At 53.2% G+C, this 15792-nt stretch carries 16 protein-coding genes and 1 riboswitch; of the genes, 12 read left to right on the top strand and 4 right to left on the bottom strand.

Going from position 1 to position 15792, the window contains the following annotated elements:
• Positions 1 to 89 precede the first annotated feature (89 nt).
• Entirely contained in the window at positions 90 to 881 is a 792-nt protein-coding gene (locus J1C60_RS00780; protein ID WP_128176859.1) for a leucine-rich repeat domain-containing protein, read from the bottom strand.
• A gap of 449 nt (positions 882 to 1330) precedes the next feature.
• On the opposite strand from J1C60_RS00780, the gene J1C60_RS00775 reads away from it, so the two are divergent.
• The 7 genes from J1C60_RS00775 to J1C60_RS00745 are packed head-to-tail and all read left to right on the top strand — an operon-like array spanning position 1331 to position 8392.
• Positions 1331 to 2434 carry a BMP family ABC transporter substrate-binding protein gene (locus J1C60_RS00775; RefSeq protein ID WP_128176857.1) on the top strand — a complete coding sequence of 368 codons (1104 nt, stop codon included), beginning with the start codon at positions 1331 to 1333 and terminating at the stop codon, positions 2432 to 2434.
• An 8-nt stretch (positions 2435 to 2442) separates the two neighbouring features.
• The gene (locus J1C60_RS00770; RefSeq protein WP_128176855.1) at positions 2443 to 3552 is read left to right on the top strand and encodes an ABC transporter permease; all 1110 of its coding nucleotides are present in this window, start codon (positions 2443 to 2445) and stop codon (positions 3550 to 3552) included.
• A complete protein-coding gene (locus J1C60_RS00765; protein WP_128176853.1) occupies positions 3545 to 4465 on the top strand; it encodes an ABC transporter permease in 921 nt (306 codons plus the stop codon). The genes J1C60_RS00770 and J1C60_RS00765 overlap by 8 nt, the downstream gene beginning before the upstream one ends.
• A gap of 12 nt (positions 4466 to 4477) precedes the next feature.
• Positions 4478 to 5506, top strand: a complete 1029-nt coding sequence (locus J1C60_RS00760; protein ID WP_128176852.1) for a formamidase — start codon at positions 4478 to 4480, stop codon at positions 5504 to 5506.
• Positions 5503 to 6198, top strand: a complete 696-nt coding sequence (gene biuH, locus J1C60_RS00755) for a biuret amidohydrolase (RefSeq protein ID WP_128176850.1) — start codon at positions 5503 to 5505, stop codon at positions 6196 to 6198. Before J1C60_RS00760 ends, biuH begins: the two co-directional genes overlap by 4 nt.
• Positions 6195 to 7715 (top strand): ABC transporter ATP-binding protein, encoded by a 1521-nt coding sequence (locus J1C60_RS00750; protein ID WP_128176848.1) that lies wholly within the window; start codon positions 6195 to 6197, stop codon positions 7713 to 7715. The genes biuH and J1C60_RS00750 overlap by 4 nt, the downstream gene beginning before the upstream one ends.
• Entirely contained in the window at positions 7712 to 8392 is a 681-nt protein-coding gene (locus tag J1C60_RS00745) for a cysteine hydrolase family protein (protein WP_128176846.1), read from the top strand. The genes J1C60_RS00750 and J1C60_RS00745 overlap by 4 nt, the downstream gene beginning before the upstream one ends.
• Positions 8393 to 8469: 77 nt before the next feature.
• Here the strand turns inward: J1C60_RS00745 and J1C60_RS00740 are convergent, their stop codons facing one another.
• The gene (locus tag J1C60_RS00740) at positions 8470 to 9360 is read right to left on the bottom strand and encodes an SDR family oxidoreductase (RefSeq protein ID WP_128176844.1); all 891 of its coding nucleotides are present in this window, start codon (positions 9358 to 9360) and stop codon (positions 8470 to 8472) included.
• Positions 9361 to 9564: 204 nt separating this feature from the next.
• Here J1C60_RS00740 and J1C60_RS00735 point away from each other — a divergent pair, with 204 nt between their 5' ends.
• The 4 genes from J1C60_RS00735 to J1C60_RS00720 all read left to right on the top strand — a co-directional run bounded on the left by J1C60_RS00735 (position 9565) and on the right by J1C60_RS00720 (position 13284).
• A complete protein-coding gene (locus tag J1C60_RS00735; protein WP_128176842.1) occupies positions 9565 to 10920 on the top strand; it encodes a cation:proton antiporter in 1356 nt (451 codons plus the stop codon).
• 131 nt (positions 10921 to 11051) lie between these two features.
• On the top strand, positions 11052 to 11252 hold the full coding sequence (locus J1C60_RS00730) for a hypothetical protein (protein WP_128176840.1): 201 nt from the start codon (positions 11052 to 11054) through the stop codon (positions 11250 to 11252).
• Between the two features lies 1 nt (position 11253).
• A complete protein-coding gene (locus J1C60_RS00725; RefSeq protein WP_128176837.1) occupies positions 11254 to 12012 on the top strand; it encodes a hypothetical protein in 759 nt (252 codons plus the stop codon).
• A gap of 141 nt (positions 12013 to 12153) precedes the next feature.
• Positions 12154 to 13284 carry a GNAT family N-acetyltransferase gene (locus J1C60_RS00720; protein ID WP_128176835.1) on the top strand — a complete coding sequence of 377 codons (1131 nt, stop codon included), beginning with the start codon at positions 12154 to 12156 and terminating at the stop codon, positions 13282 to 13284.
• Positions 13285 to 13337: 53 nt separating this feature from the next.
• On the opposite strand, the gene crcB is transcribed toward J1C60_RS00720, so the two are convergent.
• Together crcB and mntP are read right to left on the bottom strand one after the other, a co-directional pair.
• On the bottom strand, positions 13338 to 13715 hold the full coding sequence (gene crcB, locus J1C60_RS00715) for a fluoride efflux transporter CrcB (protein WP_128176833.1): 378 nt from the start codon (positions 13713 to 13715) through the stop codon (positions 13338 to 13340).
• 103 nt (positions 13716 to 13818) lie between these two features.
• Positions 13819 to 13895: riboswitch (Fluoride riboswitch) on the bottom strand.
• A 372-nt stretch (positions 13896 to 14267) separates the two neighbouring features.
• Complete coding sequence (gene mntP, locus J1C60_RS00710) at positions 14268 to 14840, bottom strand: manganese efflux pump MntP (protein ID WP_128176831.1); 573 nt, start codon at positions 14838 to 14840, stop codon at positions 14268 to 14270.
• Between the two features lie 470 nt (positions 14841 to 15310).
• Here mntP and J1C60_RS00705 point away from each other — a divergent pair, with 470 nt between their 5' ends.
• A complete protein-coding gene (locus J1C60_RS00705) occupies positions 15311 to 15553 on the top strand; it encodes a DUF1158 family protein (RefSeq protein ID WP_128177212.1) in 243 nt (80 codons plus the stop codon).
• Positions 15554 to 15792: the final 239 nt, after the last annotated feature.

Here is a 15792-nt window from a genome sequence, read left to right as displayed (position 1 = left end):
TGTCGCTGGAACGCGAAAAGGTTGACGTCTCTCTCTATCCTTTGGCAGGCGTACACGTCACACGCAACTTACTGCTTTACTCAATCTCCCTAGCCAAACCCGACCCACGCCTGCCGGTTATTCACATCCAGCGTTGCTGAAGTATGCCCATTCCCCAGACTCGCCATACTAATGTTGTTCGCCAGACCATGCTTATCCAGCGTGGAAAGCATTGCCCGCACATTACCGGCCGACCCCTGATCGTTCGCACCCACCAGGAAAACCTGGGTGTCTTGTGCTGAACGAAGGAGATGGCGGGCAAAGGCATCCTCCAGCGGCAGGCCGCCAGAACCGCTGCGCTTCGGGTTATCCATATGTAACGCGATGCTTTTTCCGTCCTGGACAATCATTGCCGCCAGGCAAGGTGCGAGATCGGTGGTGAACAGTGCTGTTTTCTGACGTGGCGGCTGCTGCATAATCTGCGCCCGGTTATTCCCTTGGGCAAAAAACTGCAACTTATAACCTTCATCGGCAAAGCGTTCATGGGAGCGACGAAAAGGAACTCCATCGTTTTGCTTGTTCATGCCCAGTTGCAGCGTTTGCAATGACGTCAGTGTGAGTAATGCCTTCGTCGGAAAAGCTTGCAACGGGTTGTCGGACACATTCAGCTGTTTAAGCTGCGTCAGCCCACCCAGTGAATCGGGAAGCGACGTTAGCCCGCGTCCGCTTAGATCGAGTGACTCACCGCGGCACTGAAAGGCGTCTGAAATAACATGGCTTGCCGAAGCACGCACTGTAGCTTCTCCCGCAGTGGGTGCTGCCGCGGCCCAGCTTTTGAGATCCGCATGAAGGTCGCTTAAGTGCATACCGGGTGCAGCAGCTTTAATATCAGTGGATAACAAAGCCGTTTCTGTCCCAGGTAGCATATTTGTGGGGCGCAGCCCCGAAAAATTAACATGCATAAGTCATTACCCGCCTGAAAATACCACTAGGTGGAACGAAACACCTGAGAGTTCCTGCCGAATTGATATTCTCTGAAAGGATTAACCAGTTTGTCCGCAACAGCGGGACCCTACTTTTCCGGCTATTCGCCAGTCAGCCACACGCACTACCATGAACCAATCTGCGTAAAATCGCACCGGGATGAAGCACCAGACTCCTCAAATTAGAATAAAATCCTTTATTATCATAAATATAATCATTGGCACGAAACCTGCTTCCCTATCTGCATTCTTGTACACAAGAGTGAATTCAACGCCGCATTAGCGCGTGACATACCGTCCTCTGGCGCTTCCTGAGTGTAAAAGGCACGGTGATTGACCCATCTTTTTTGCACACCAGAGGAAAACTTATGTCGCTCGATCGTCGTGATTTTATCAAGCTGGCCAGCCTGTTCGGCCTGAGTGTTGCTCTGCCCTTAACGCGCGCCTGGGCTGCAGATAGGCCCTTGATTGTCGGCTTTATCTACGTTGGCGCACGGGATGACTTTGGTTATAACCAGTCGCATGCCCAAGCCGCGGCAATCATCAAAGCGCTGCCCAACGTCAAGGTGATAGAAGAAGAGAACGTGCCGGAAACGGTCGCCGTTCAAAAAACCATGGAGGCGATGATCCGTCAGGATGGTGCCACGCTGATCTTCCCAACCTCCTTCGGTTATTACGATCCGCACGTCATTAAAATTGCTAAAAAATATCCCGATATCCGTTTCGCTCACTGCGGTGGACTGTGGAAATCCGGCGATCCCACAAATGCCGGCAGTTTCTTCGGTTATATCGATGAGTGCCAGTATCTGAACGGTATTGTCGCCGGCCATATGAGCCAATCGAAAAAACTCGGCTTCGTTGCTGCCAAGCCCGTTCCACAAGTTCTGCGCAATCTAAACGCCTTTACGCTGGGTGCGCGCGCAGTCGACCCAACCATTACCGTCACCGTGATTTTTACCGGCGACTGGTCGCTGCCGGTTAAAGAAGCCGAAGCCGCTAACAGCCTGATTGACCAGGGCTGCGACGTGTTGACCTGCCACGTAGATGGCCCAAAAGTGCTGACCGAAATTGCTGAAAAACGTGGCGTAATGACCTGTGGATACCACGTCAGCCAGGCGGCGCTGGCACCGAAAGGCTACCTGACCGGCGCGGAATGGAACTGGGAAACCCCGTACAAAACACATGTTAGTGCCGAACAGCAAGCAACCCCGATGAATAACTTCATGCGCGGCGGCCTGAAAGAAGGTTTTGTAAAAACGTCGCCATACGGCGCTTCTGTGACCGAAGCCGCCAAAAAACAGGCTGATGAAATCAAAGCCAGCATGCTTGCTGGCGAATTTGTCATCTACAACGGCCCAATCAAAGACAACAAGGGCAATGTGGTTATTGCCGCAGGAACGAAAAAAATACAAACCGATGTTGCTCTGGAAAGCATGAACTATCTGGTTGAAGGCGTCCGCGGTCAAATTTGAGTAACATTATGCATCCTAAAATACTGCTGCCCGGGCTGGCCCGGGCATTACTGGCGGCCCTCCCTGTGCTGCTCTCTTTTATCACCGCAGCACTGCTCTTTGTGCTGTTTCTGGCTATTCAGGGAAAACCTGCGCTGGATGCATGTCAGCTGGTTATTGAGGGCGCATTCGGTTCCTCCTTCGCCTGGGAGAATACGCTGCAGCGGGCGGCGCCGTTGATGCTGACTGCGCTCTGCGTAGCGCTGCCCGCGCGCGTGGGACTGATTATTATTGGGGGTGAAGGGGCATTAGTGCTGGGCGGACTGGCTGCTGCCGTGCTGCCGACCTGGCTCCCGTCCCTGCCACCTGCGTTGATGTGGATCATCATGGCGCTTGGCGCTGCTGTTGTCGGCGGCGTATGGATTGGTATCAGCGGCCTGTTACGTCAAAAACGCGGGCTTAACGAAACCATCAGCAGTCTGTTGCTTTCCTACATTGCCCTCGCCGTTTTTCGCTATCTGGTGGAAGGGCCGCTACGTGACCCGGCCAGCCTGAACAAACCCTCAACGCCACCGCTGGACGATGCCTATCTCATCGGCAGCATTAGCGACAACTTTCAGGTTCACTGGGGTTTCGTCGCTGGAATTGTCGCCTGTCTTCTTGCCTGGATCATTCTGCGCTATAGCGTGACCGGCTTCTCGCTGAGAATTGTTGGCGGGAATGTCAGAACCGCACGCATGATGGGATTACCGGTCGATAAGCTGGTGTTGCTGATGTGCCTGTTCGGTGGCGCAGCGGCGGGGCTGGCTGGCATGTTTGAAATTGCCGCCGTTCAGGGCAGTGCGAATACCGCCTTGATCGCCGGTTATGGTACCAGCGGTATTCTGGTGGCCTTTGCCGCACGTCATCATCCGCTGGGGATCCTGCTGACCGCCACACTCATCGGCGGTATTGAAGCCAGCGGCAGTTTGTTGCAAAGGCGTCTCGATCTACCGGATGCCACCACGCTTATCCTCGAAGGTCTGCTGTTTACCTCGCTATTGGCCTGGGAAGCCCTCGGCCCACATGTCACACGCTGGCGTACCCGTTTGGCGGAGGCGCGTTATTCCGGACACAACAAGGTGATTTCTCATGTCTGAAGTCGAGTTTTCCACGTTCCTGCTGGCGTTACTGGCTGGGGCGGTACGCGTTGGCACCCCTTTTCTGTTTGTCAGCCTTGGCGAATGTCTGACAGAAAAAAGTGGACGCATTAACCTCGGTCTGGAAGGCATTCTGGTGTTGGGTGCCATGACAGGCTATGCCGTGTCTTACGCCAGCGGATCTCCGTGGCTCGGTGTATTGGCGGCTGGCATCGCAGGTCTGGCGGCCGGTTTACTCCACGGTATCATCTGTTCATTGCCAAAAGTGAATGACATTGCCTTTGGCATCGCACTGATCTTACTGGGTAGCGGCTTAGCTTTTTTTCTCGGCAAACCCTTTATCCAACCCCAGGCACCCATGTTGCCCGGCATCAGCTTAGGCAGTTGGTCTTCCGATGAGCGTGTTCGTTCCGCACTCAATATCAACGCGCTGTTTTTTATCGGCGTATTGCTGGCGTTTCTGTTGCACTGGGGCTTACGCAGCACGCGCTGGGGATTGGTCATCCGTTTGGTCGGCGATCACGCCAACTCAGCTCAGGCGTTGGGTTATCGCCCAGTCAGCGTTCGCATTATGGCTACGGCGGTCGGTGGATTCTTCGCGGGCGTTGGCGGCGCGTATCTGTCGCTTTATTACCCCGGCAGCTGGAATGAGGGCTTATCCAGCGGCCAGGGGCTGATGGCTGTAGCGCTGGTGATTTTTGCCCGCTGGAAGCCGCTTAACTGCCTGTGGGCATCACTGCTGTTCGGCGCTGCCGGGGCGATCGGCCCGGCGCTTCAGGCCGTCGGCATCAGCAGCGGTTATTACCTGTTTTCAGCAGCACCTTACATTCTGACGCTGCTGGTGATGATCATCACCTGCCGGCCGAACCATACGCTGAGTGGCGCCCCCGGTGAACTCAGTCTTACAAGGTAGAGGAGACAAATAATGTCTGGTGGACTTGGCGGTTTAAATAAATCACCGAAGGGGGTCGTTGTTGGCCTGGCGCAACTCGCCTTGCCCGATCCTCACACGCGTGCCGCACTCTGGCAACAGACGGAAAAAGTGATCGCAATGATGGCTAAAGCGCGTCGCAGTATGCCTTCGCTCGATCTGATCGTGTTTCCGGAATATTCGCTGCATGGCCTGTCGATGGATACCTCCCCTGAGATCCTGTGTACGCTGGATGGGCCGGAAGTCGCTGCACTGCGAGCTGCCTGTGTCACCTATAAACTTTGGGGCTGTTTTTCCATTATGGAAGCAAATCCCGAGGGTAACCCTTACAACAGCGGCCTTATCGTTGATGATACCGGCGAAATTCGTCTTTATTACCGCAAACTTCATCCCTGGGTGCCGGTTGAGCCTTGGGAGCCGGGTAACTTAGGGATCCCGGTGTGCGATGGCCCGAACGGGAGCAAACTGGCGCTGATTATTTGTCACGACGGGATGTTCCCGGAAATGGCGCGTGAGTGTGCCTATAAAGGCGCAGATATCATGCTGCGTACCGCGGGTTATACCCCACCAATCCGGCACGCCTGGAAAATCACCAACCAGGTGAACGCTTTCACCAACCTGATGCAGACCGCCAGCGTCTGTATGTGCGGCTCAGATGGTACTTTTGATTCCATGGGTGAAGCAATGTTTGTCAATTTTGATGGCGTCACCCTTGCAGAAGGCGGCGGCCGGGCCGACGAAATTATCTGCTGTGAGCTACGTCCCGATCTGGTACGTGAAGCCCGCCTGCATTGGGGGGTGGAAAATAATATTTATCAGTTTGGCCATCGTGGGTATTCCGCCGTCGCCGGTGGCGCGCAGGACTGTCCTTATAGTTATATGACTGATTTAGCCGCGGGACGTTACGTGTTGCCATGGGAGCAGGAGGTGATCCATACCGATGGCACATCCTGCGGGATGCCCCGTCCTGTGCGCCGTTATCAACCTTTATCGCCAAATACGGTAACAGGAGAAAAAAAATGAATAACGTCTTTCTTCCCAGCGCCCCATACGCCTGGCCGTGGAACGGCAACCTGCATCCGGGTAATACCGCACTACTAATTATTGATATGCAGACCGATTTCTGCGGACCAGGAGGTTATGTCGATGCCATGGGCTATGACATCTCCCTGACGCGCGCGCCTATCGCGCCGATTGCACAGCTACTGGCGGAAATGCGACAACATGGCTTTACCCTTATTCATACCCGCGAAGGGCATCGTCCGGACCTCTCCGATTTACCCGCCAATAAACGCTGGCGCTCACGGACTAAGGGTGCAGGTATTGGTGATGAAGGTCCCTGCGGCAAAGTGCTGATCCGCGGCGAGCCCGGTTGGGAAATCATTGATGAACTCGCACCACTCCCTAATGAGGTCATTATTGATAAGCCAGGAAAAGGTTCGTTCTATGCCACCGATCTTGAGCTAATACTGCGTACGCGCGGCATTGAAAACCTGATTTTAACCGGGATCACCACCGACGTTTGCGTACACACCACCATGCGCGAAGCTAACGATCGCGGATTTGAGTGTCTGATCCTTGAAGATTGCTGCGCGGCTACCGATTACAACAATCATCTGGCCGCACTGAATATGGTAAAAATGCAAGGTGGCGTGTTCGGTGCAGTAGGACACTCGTCAATGCTGCTTGAGTGGTTACAGAGAGGCGTCCAATGAAGGCGCCTGGCCTGCAAATCTGGAAGGCGACTAAGAATTTTGGCAGTTTCAGAGCGTTGGATGCCGTGTCCTTTAACGTGCGCGCGGGCACTATCCATGCGTTACTGGGTGAAAACGGGGCGGGTAAAAGCACGCTGGTTAAAGGGCTGGTTGGCTATGACCCGCTGGACGAGGGTAGTCTTCTCATTAACGATCGCGAGCAGTCGGTTCGTACGCCAAAAGAGGCGCATGCACTGGGTATCGGTATGGTCTATCAGCACTTTACCGTCGCCCCAGGCCTGAACGTCGCGGAGAATCTGGTACTGTCGCGTGACGATCTTCCCTGGCGGATCAACTGGCGGCAAGAGCGCGAGCGGTTGCAGGACTTTATGGCGCAGATGCCATTTTCACTGGATATCACCCGTCCGGTGAGTCATCTGGCGGCGGGTGAAAAACAAAAGCTAGAGATTCTTAAACAGCTCTACCTGGCGCGCCGCTTTATTATTCTGGACGAGCCGACATCAGTACTTACACCACAGGAAGCCGATGAGGTACTGGGGTTGATGCGTGATATGGCACACGCGGGAGATATCACCGTCCTGATGATCACCCATAAATTTCGTGAAGTAGAACACTATGCAGATGACGTAACCGTCCTGCGCAAGGGGTGTCATGTTGCCAGCGCCGCCGTGCACGACACGCATCAAAGTGAAATGGCCACCTGGATGATGGGACAGGCCCCCATGGGTCAGCAGCAAACTCAGCACGTCGCTGTGGATGAGGTCCAGCCGGCAATACTTGAGGTGCACCACCTGGATGTTCCCGGCGATAAAGGTACGCTGGCAGTCAAAAATCTCTCGTTACAGGTCAGACCCGGCGAGATAATCGGTATTGCTGGCGTATCCGGCAACGGTCAGCGCGAGCTTACCGAAGCGCTGCTCGGCCAGCGTAAGGCCAGCGCAGGTGAAATTCGCATAAACGGCAAACGCTATCACGCCACCCGCAAAGAGATGCAGCGAGAGAAAGTCTTCAGCCTGCCTGAAGAGCCGCTGCGTAACGCCTGCATTGCCTCCATGAGCGTGGCGGATAACCTGGCGCTACGCAATTATGATCGCCCTCCGATGCGTAAAATGGGCTGGATGCTTAACCGTCGCGCTATCCTCGCCCACGCACAAGAACGCATCGCTGAGTTTACTGTACGCCCCGCCGTCCCTGAACGTCCCGTAGGAACCCTGTCCGGAGGGAATGTGCAGCGTACCGTACTGGCACGAGAATTGAGTGATGACGTTGCGGTACTGATTGTCTCTAACCCTGTTTTTGGACTGGATTTTACCTCCATCGCCGCAATCCATCAGCGAATTATCGATGCCCGTAATCGTGGCACGGCGGTGCTGATACTCAGTGAGGATCTGGACGAATTGCTTTCGCTGTCGGATCGCATTCTGGTGATCCACGATGGAGAGATACACTTTTCCACGCAAACACAGGGCGCGGATCGTGCTGAGTTAGGCCGCCATATGGCCGGGAGCGAAGCATGATCGCCGTTGCTGCATATCCGGCTACATTCACCTTTATTCCAGCCCAGACGGCGTTGGTTATTATTGATATGCAAAGGGACTTTATTGAAGAGGGCGGATTTGGTGCTGCGCTGGGTAATGACGTCACGCCGCTAAAAAAGATTATCCCTGTGGTTGCTACACTGCTGGGGCTGGCGCGAGAACACGGCATCAGCGTGATCCACACCCGGGAATCACATCTGCCGGATCTCAGCGACTGCCCGATCGGAAAACGTCGTTTAGGGGACAGCGGTTTACAGATCGGCGATCCGGGCCCAATGGGACGCATACTGATCCGCGGTGAACCCGGAAACCAAATTATTAATGCGGTCGCCCCCCGGCAGGACGAATGGGTGATTGATAAACCGGGAAAAGGGATGTTTTATCATACCGATATCCACTCACGCCTGCAGTCGGCAGGTATTACTCAGCTGATTTTTGCAGGCGTCACCACCGAAGTCTGTGTACAAACCAGCATGCGCGAAGCGAATGACCGCGGCTACGCAAACCTGCTGATTGAGGACGCCACAGAGAGTTACTTTCCTGAATTTAAGCAGGCAACACTGGCGATGATCGCGGCCCAGGGCGGTATTGTGGGGAAAACGGCGACGCTTGAATCGCTGCGCGCCGCCCTGTTATCCGGTCATATTGCCCAATAAGATATCAGCATGTACGACGTGCGGAGCTCGACGGCCCCGCGCAGGCCACACCGAGATATCGACCACACGATACGGCCTTACAAGGTACCGTTTCCGCCATCTGAACACCACACCTGGCCGGAGGTAAAGCTACTCTCATGTGAAGCCAGCGTCACATAGAGCGGCGCAATTTCGGCGGGCTGACCGGGGCGTCCGAGCGGCGTTGACGCACCAAACTGCATCACTTTTTCCTGCGGCTGTCCGCCGCTGGACTGCAGCGGTGTCCAGTACGGTCCGGGGGCCACCGCATTAACGCGGATACCCTCTTCGCCCAGTTGCTTAGCCAGCGATTTGGTGAAGGCCACAATCGCCGCTTTGGTCTGCGCGTAATCCAGTAGAATTTCACTGGGCTTATAAGCCTGCACCGACGACGTATTAACGATCGAAGCCCCGCGCGGCAGGTGCTCCAACGCCGCTTTGGTGATCCAGAACAACGCATAGACGTTCGTTTTAAAGGTCGCGTCAAAATCTTCGGTGCTCAGATCGCGGATCGATTTTGCAAACTGCTGCCGGCCGGCATTGTTAACCAGGATATCAAGGCCACCCAATTTCTCTGCCGCCTCTTTTACCAGCCGTTGGCAAAATGATTCGCTGCGAATATCGCCAGGAATGGCAACCGCTTTACGTCCTTCGGCTTCAATCAGCTTAATCACTTCTACCGCGTCCGATTCCTCTTCCGGCAGATAGTTAATGGCCACATCAGCCCCTTCACGCGCGTAGGCGATGGCTACCGCGCGGCCGATACCGGAATCACCGCCGGTGATTAGCGCCTTCCTGCCCGCCAGTCTTCCCGATCCGCGATAACTTTTTTCACCATGGTCGGGGACCGGGATCATTTTACTGGCCAGGCCCGGTGCGGATTGTGGCTGCTCAGGAAAAGGGGGGACGGGATAGTCGCCAGCGGCTAGCAGTTTGTTGTGTTCGCTCATGCTGTGCTCCTTCGGTAATTAACTTCGGAGTAATAAAGCATAGTCCACATGTGACGAATGTCACATCGACCTGCTGTGATGGCGAGTCGGGACTCTCCCGTTACCACACCCGCAGACTTGAGATAAAAGTGAATGTTTTGCGCAATATGCCAGGCTTAACAGAGTACTCGTTCGTTGTTAACACACTATGAGGGCAAACATTGTATGGGTTTTCTTGGCTGGACCGCAGCAATTGGCGGCCTGTTGTTATTGATGTCACTGGCATCAGGATGGATACATCGCGGCCCTATCACCTCATTTAGCCTATACCTTATTGCAGGCGTGATCTGTGGCCCATGGGTGTTGGATTTATTACGGATAGACATCGTTGAACATGCCAATCTGTCGGCACGCCTGACCGAAATTGCGATGGCAGCATCGCTGTTTATCACCGGCCTTAAACTACGCTTACCCTTTCGCGCTCATAGCTGGCGCATTGGGCTGATGTTAGCCTTTCCCGCGATGTTGATGACCGTCGCGGGGATTGCCATCGCCGCGCACTACCTCGCCGGGTTTTCGTGGCCGCTTTCGCTGGCATTCGGCGCCATCGTCGCTCCCACCGATCCCGTGCTTGCCAGCCTGATATCAGTCAATGACGCCCGGGACGATGACTCATTACGCGTTGCGCTTTCCAGTGAAGCGGGCATGAACGATGGTTCCGCGCTACCACTATTAATGCTCGCCGTATTGCTCATTACCAGCCAAACGCCGGTTTCACCCGGTATGCTCGCCCACTGGGCGACAATTGATGTTTTGTGGGCGCTAGTAGGCGGTGTTGCCATTGGTTTTGCATTGGGAAGTGCGATTGGCGTGCTGGCCACCCATTTACGCAGCGTACATCAGGATATTGCTCCGAACGATTTTCTGGCACTGGCGCTGATTGCATTGAGCTACGCGGCGGCTCAGGCGCTTGACGCATCCGGTTTCCTCGCGGCATTTGCTGCTGGCGTTGGCCTGCGACGTGCCGAGCTGCGTGTAATTGCGCGGCATCCACCAGAGAACTTACCGGAGAACGATCAACACCCACCCGCTGAAGCGCTGGTGAATATTAACCAGCGTCACCATTACGCCGGTGAAGGCCTGACAAAGTCCGTCGGTCTGGTGGTCGGTGATGCACTCTCTTTTGGTGATACCGTTGAACGCCTGCTGGCTGCGGTGATGGTGGTTGTCCTCGGTATTACACTGGCCCATCACTGGGATTTGACCGGCTTATTGCTCGCGGCAATCCTGTTTATCGTTATCCGTCCACTCGCCGTTTATATCGCAACCATGGGGAGCAAGATGCCGTCAGGAAGGCGAATGCTGATCGGTTGGCTAGGGATACGCGGTATCGGCAGCATTAACTATATTGCCTATGCCTGGATGCATGGCGTTGTTGGCGCCGATGCCAGGCGCATGGTGGATATGGCCTTTACGCTGGTGGTTGCCAGCATTGTGGTGCATGGCATGACCGTTACGCCGTTGCTTAACAGAAGAGAAGCCCGCTTGCTGGCCCAGCGGCAGCAGGATGACCAATCCTGAGCATCACCCTGTCCCCATGACAGAAGCAGACTCACGAGACGGCACGCCGCCGTTGATAAAAAACAGAATGATCCCCCTACGCGGTATCGGTAATGCTTCCTAAACTGATAAAAACCCACGAGGAAAACACCATGTTTAAACTGATACGTTCACTTTTTTACAGCCCCGAAGAGTTATTACAGGTGATGAGTCGTAGCGATATTGAGGAATCGATTGCCGATGGTGAGCGCATCATTATTGATGAAGATGGTAACGCGATGGTTAATAACCTCAATGAAGAGGTGCAACGCGACTTCGATTATCACGTTAACGTCCTGAAGCGAGCGCAATGATATGGGAACCGCCATTTTTATGGTACTGATGGTATGCGGTTACTGGTATACCAGTCGCGATCTCTCTACCCGATTGAAAATAAAGCGTACGTTCGGCTGGGATGTCTATTTTCTGGTCGCGCTTTATGGTTGTATTTTCGTACTGCAAGGGGTAGCGGCCACAGGAATTATCTGGCTACTGCTGCTTAGTACCTCCGCAGTGATGAACGCGTTGCCGCTGTTTGATAGCGGAACACATCACCATTACCAGATTGATTTTATGACCTGGAGTTTTCTGGGCATACAGGCTCCTGTGGTGATCATGCTGTCATTCTCGGTAATTTTCTGTTTATATCGCTCAAACTGGGCTCCCAGTGCACGCTTGAATAGCACCGGGCGGCAGACGCTGTATAAGCGGCTAACGCGCGCCAACGGCGTCGAAGGGCTGCTGTATCAATGTATGGAAGAGGGGGAACTAGCATGGATAACGCTGAAATCTCGCCGAATCTATATCGGTATGATCCATACCGCGTCATTTGACAATACCTCAGCCAATAACGTGGTGGTTATCCCGATGCTGAGTGGCTATCGCAGCAGCAAATCACTGGAGCTCTGTATTGAACATAACTACAGCGCATGGTATGCCGAGCACGGTATAACGTTAACCTCGGAACCTAAATCCGCAATGATGTTTCGCAAGGTCATTCTGCTCGATCAGATTGAAAGTTTATCGTTATTCGATCCCGCCAGCGCCCTGGCCTTACAGATAAACAGGGACTGATTGAATATATTGAGCTAGCGGTCCGGATACCGCATCAAGTGCTTCAACAACAGATGCACGGCGCTCTATGCACGGGTATAATTTGACACCGCTTGCCGATGTACCAGGGCCCTTAACGGCATTTCCTACCGGAGCAAAACGATGTCATTTTCGTCACTCTCTTCGTTGTCTGAACTGCCCGCCGCCCAGTGGGATGCCCTGCTTAGCGATGATAATCCGTTTCTGCGCCATGCTTTTCTCAGCACGCTTGAAGAGAGCGGCTGTGTAGGGGGGCGATCGGGCTGGCAGCCAGAGCATCTGATTTGGCAGCACCAGGGACAAATTCGTGCCGCAGTTCCGGGATATCGTAAGAGCCATTCCAGTGGGGAATACGTTTTCGATCACGCATGGGCCGATGCCTGCCATCGCGCCGGAATTGCCTATTACCCCAAATGGCTGGGGGCGATCCCTTTCAGCCCGGTAGGGGGTGCGCGGTTGCTTGGAGAGCGCGCAGCAGTCGCGCAGCTACTGGAACAGCTTCCCGAATTTTTACGCCATCAACAGCTCTCCGGAGCCCATATTAATTTTACGGACACACAGGCTAATACGCTTCTTGCCGCGGAACCGGCGTGGCTATCGCGGCTGGGCTGTCAGTATCACTGGCATAATCGCGGTTACCGTGATTTCCAGGACTTTCTTGATACCTTAATGTCGCGCAAACGTAAGCAGATCAGGAAAGAGCGCGAGCTGGTCACGACTTCAGGCATCGAATTTGAGTGGTTTACAGGCGCGCAGCTTAACGAATCGCAATGGGATTTCGTCTATACCTGCTATGCAAATACCTATGCGGTCCGCGGCCAAAGTCCCTATCTCACCCGCCACTTTTTCAGTCTGCTGGCTGAGCGAATGCCGGAGAACATTCGCGTGGTCATCGCCAGTCAACACGGGCATCAGGTCGCAATGGCGTTCAGTCTGGTCAGCGGTAACACTTTTTATGGCCGCTACTGGGGATCGCTTGCCGAATTTGATCGACTCCATTTTGAAACCTGTTTTTACCAGGGAATGGATTATGCCATTGCCAATGGACTTAATCGGTTTGACGCTGGCGCTCAGGGTGAACACAAACTGATCCGCGGCTTCGAACCGGTTCTGACTCATTCGTGGCACTATCTTTGCCATCCAGGCCTGCGCGAAGCGGTTGCCGATTATCTGCAAGAGGAACGGATCGCAGTAGAAGGGTGGGCGCAGGAAGCACGTGATGCACTGCCCTATCGCAAAAATGAAGCGAAATGAATGCCGACCGGGGGCTGGCACTCATTTCCGGGGAAATACAGCGTCTGCCAGCGTTAGCCCAGCGCGGTCACTAAAGCAAATCCGGCAAAGGTCATCAGCAGGGAGCCAATCACATGCGTCATGATGCTGGCCATGGCCCACAGATATTTGCCGCTTTGTAGTAACACCATCACCTCGGCGGAAAAGGTGGAGAACGTGGTCATTCCGCCGCACAATCCGGTGGTGATCAGCAGTTTCCACACGGTGTCTATCTGTGGGTTTTTCATGAACCACGCCAGTGCCATACCAATAATTAATCCGCCAACCAGGTTCACTATCAGCGTTCCCGGCGGGAGATTTGGGAATAAGGCGTTAAAACGCAAAGAAATAAGCCAGCGCAGCACGCAACCCGCAGCACCCCCTATCATTACCGCCAGCAGAGATTTTACCATTCAAACAGTTCCATCATAATTACAGAGGTTCAGAGCGAGGGATACAGGAGAAGAGATAATATGCTGAACTCCTGACACACCCCGCTCCCCCACAAAGAGGATAAGTATGCCAGGCGTCATCAGCCGCTTAACTATCAAGCTGGCGGTTGGGAGAGGTGGAACGCCATCACCCCGCGCAAAAATCATAGGCGCTCTTACGTAACAAAACAATCCATCCGGGAAAAGTTTTTGTGCAAATTACGCCGGGGAAGAGGTGGCCGCATCGAATAGCCAATATGGAGCAACGCTTACAGGGGGACGTTGAGGGGATCAAGGCTAAACGGCCAGCCTCGCAAGCGTGGCTACAGAAAACGTTATAATTAGTTCATCGCACCCGGCGGAACATGCTGATAGGTTTCAACATAGGCGCGGAATACATAGCGAAAGAATTTTTTCATTGGAAAACCTGCTATTTTTTTGAAAAACACAAAAAATATTATAACTTGCGCGTGTTTTTCAGACAATTTTTTTGAAGCAGATCACAAAATTTAGCAAAACGCGGTACGTGATAAGTCAGTTCAGCACGCCAAGATGCTCAATTAAGATGGTCGTACCAATGCCAATCAGCACAATCCCTCCCAGCACTTCAGCCCATTTACCCATCACAGGTCCAATACAGCGTCCCAGCAAAATACCTGCGGTCGCCATTACCGTTGTAGCCGCGCCAATAGTGAGTGCCATAGTAATAATATTAACCTGGAGAAAGGCTAACCCTACACCAATTGCCAGCGCATCCAGGCTGGTTGCTACCGCCGTTGCCGCCAGTAGCCAGAAACCGTGGCGCTGAAGTGGCGCAACATCCTCTTGCTTGCCGTGGCGCAGACCTTCAACAATCATACGCATACCAAGAATAAACAGCAGGACAAAGGCTACCCAGTGATCCCATGCCATCACAAACTGGCTGGCTGCCTGGCCGATGGCCCAGCCGATAATGGGGGTTAGTGCTTCAATACAACCAAAAATTAAGCCAGTACGAATTGCCTCTTTGAATGTGGGCCGATGCAGCGCAGCACCTTTACCCATGGCTGCGGCGAAAGCATCCATGGACATGCCGAAGGCGAGAATAATCATTGCATACAGGTTCATGTCGTATGTCCGTCACACTTCAAATACAGGCTGAGAGCAGGCACTTAGCATTCTTCCATGTGGGAAGAATCGTCCATTACTCATTGGAAAATCATCAGGAGAGGCTGCATGCTAACATGCATTGGCAAATATAAAAAGACAATAAAATCATGGATTTAAGTATAGCATTGGCTATAAATGTTAACGCCTGCTAACTTCGTGATTTTATAAACGGTATGGTGAGTCGCATCATGCTGTCGTGCCATACGCGAAAAAAAACTTAAAATCAGGGGGTTAAATATGATGGATAGCGTGCAGTTAAAGATAAATCATCTATTTAAAGTCTGGGGAAAAGCGGCGAAAGATAAAGAACAGGTAAATTTCACGAAGAGAATCCCAACGACAGCAGGTCTCTCATGCCGCAGTAGCGGTTGAAGCCTACAGCAGATTCACTGACAATGCCGTTCTCTTTGTCTGATAAGCCAGAACCGATGAAAAGCACTTTTGAAACCTTTATGTTCCCGTTAAGCACGCTGTTGCTGGGATTTCTCTCTGCCCTACTGCTACCCGCTCCCTGGTTCGGCATCGCCCTAACCAAACGACTGGTTGAGCTCTTCCATCTTGCGGATATAGGTCAGCTTTACACGCTGGTTTTTTGCCTGTGGTTTTTACTATTGGGCGCGCTGGAATTTATCATTATTCGCTTTATCTATCGCCGTTTTATCAAAGTTTGATCGTGTTCTGCACGAAGTCAGCGCGCTCTTCGTACGGCGTGCTGGCATTATTACCTCACGGTGTGCCCGTTTAATGCTCGCCACGCATACCGATCGCGATATTATCCCCGTTGTTACTATGCCTTTTTTAAATTTTAAACAAAATGTTTAAATTAATCGCTAAAATGTTATATTTCACCCGCATATTATAACCTGTGGTTAACCCTTTATATGATAGTGGGTTTTCCTCGTGGGTCTCA

Origin of the sequence: [Pantoea] beijingensis (genome assembly GCF_022647505.1) — a bacterium.
GTDB classification, from domain to species: Bacteria; Pseudomonadota; Gammaproteobacteria; order Enterobacterales; family Enterobacteriaceae; genus Erwinia; species Erwinia beijingensis.
This window is presented reverse-complemented; position numbering and strand designations above follow the sequence as displayed.

Bases quoted from the DNA above. Each gene is read 5' to 3' on its own strand.
- J1C60_RS00765 (WP_128176853.1), top strand. From the start codon at position 3,545: ATGTCTGAAGTCGAGTTTTCCACGTTCCTGCTGGCGTTACTGGCTGGG.
- J1C60_RS00725 (WP_128176837.1), top strand. From the start codon at position 11,254: ATGGGAACCGCCATTTTTATGGTACTGATGGTATGCGGTTACTGGTAT.
- J1C60_RS00770 (WP_128176855.1), top strand. From the start codon at position 2,443: ATGCATCCTAAAATACTGCTGCCCGGGCTGGCCCGGGCATTACTGGCG.
- J1C60_RS00760 (WP_128176852.1), top strand. From the start codon at position 4,478: ATGTCTGGTGGACTTGGCGGTTTAAATAAATCACCGAAGGGGGTCGTT.
- J1C60_RS00735 (WP_128176842.1), top strand. From the start codon at position 9,565: ATGGGTTTTCTTGGCTGGACCGCAGCAATTGGCGGCCTGTTGTTATTG.
- crcB (WP_128176833.1), bottom strand. From the start codon at position 13,715: ATGGTAAAATCTCTGCTGGCGGTAATGATAGGGGGTGCTGCGGGTTGC.
- J1C60_RS00705 (WP_128177212.1), top strand. From the start codon at position 15,311: ATGAAAAGCACTTTTGAAACCTTTATGTTCCCGTTAAGCACGCTGTTG.
- mntP (WP_128176831.1), bottom strand. From the start codon at position 14,840: ATGAACCTGTATGCAATGATTATTCTCGCCTTCGGCATGTCCATGGAT.
- J1C60_RS00745 (WP_128176846.1), top strand. From the start codon at position 7,712: ATGATCGCCGTTGCTGCATATCCGGCTACATTCACCTTTATTCCAGCC.
- J1C60_RS00730 (WP_128176840.1), top strand. From the start codon at position 11,052: ATGTTTAAACTGATACGTTCACTTTTTTACAGCCCCGAAGAGTTATTA.
- biuH (WP_128176850.1), top strand. From the start codon at position 5,503: ATGAATAACGTCTTTCTTCCCAGCGCCCCATACGCCTGGCCGTGGAAC.
- J1C60_RS00740 (WP_128176844.1), bottom strand. From the start codon at position 9,360: ATGAGCGAACACAACAAACTGCTAGCCGCTGGCGACTATCCCGTCCCC.
- J1C60_RS00750 (WP_128176848.1), top strand. From the start codon at position 6,195: ATGAAGGCGCCTGGCCTGCAAATCTGGAAGGCGACTAAGAATTTTGGC.
- J1C60_RS00775 (WP_128176857.1), top strand. From the start codon at position 1,331: ATGTCGCTCGATCGTCGTGATTTTATCAAGCTGGCCAGCCTGTTCGGC.
- J1C60_RS00720 (WP_128176835.1), top strand. From the start codon at position 12,154: ATGTCATTTTCGTCACTCTCTTCGTTGTCTGAACTGCCCGCCGCCCAG.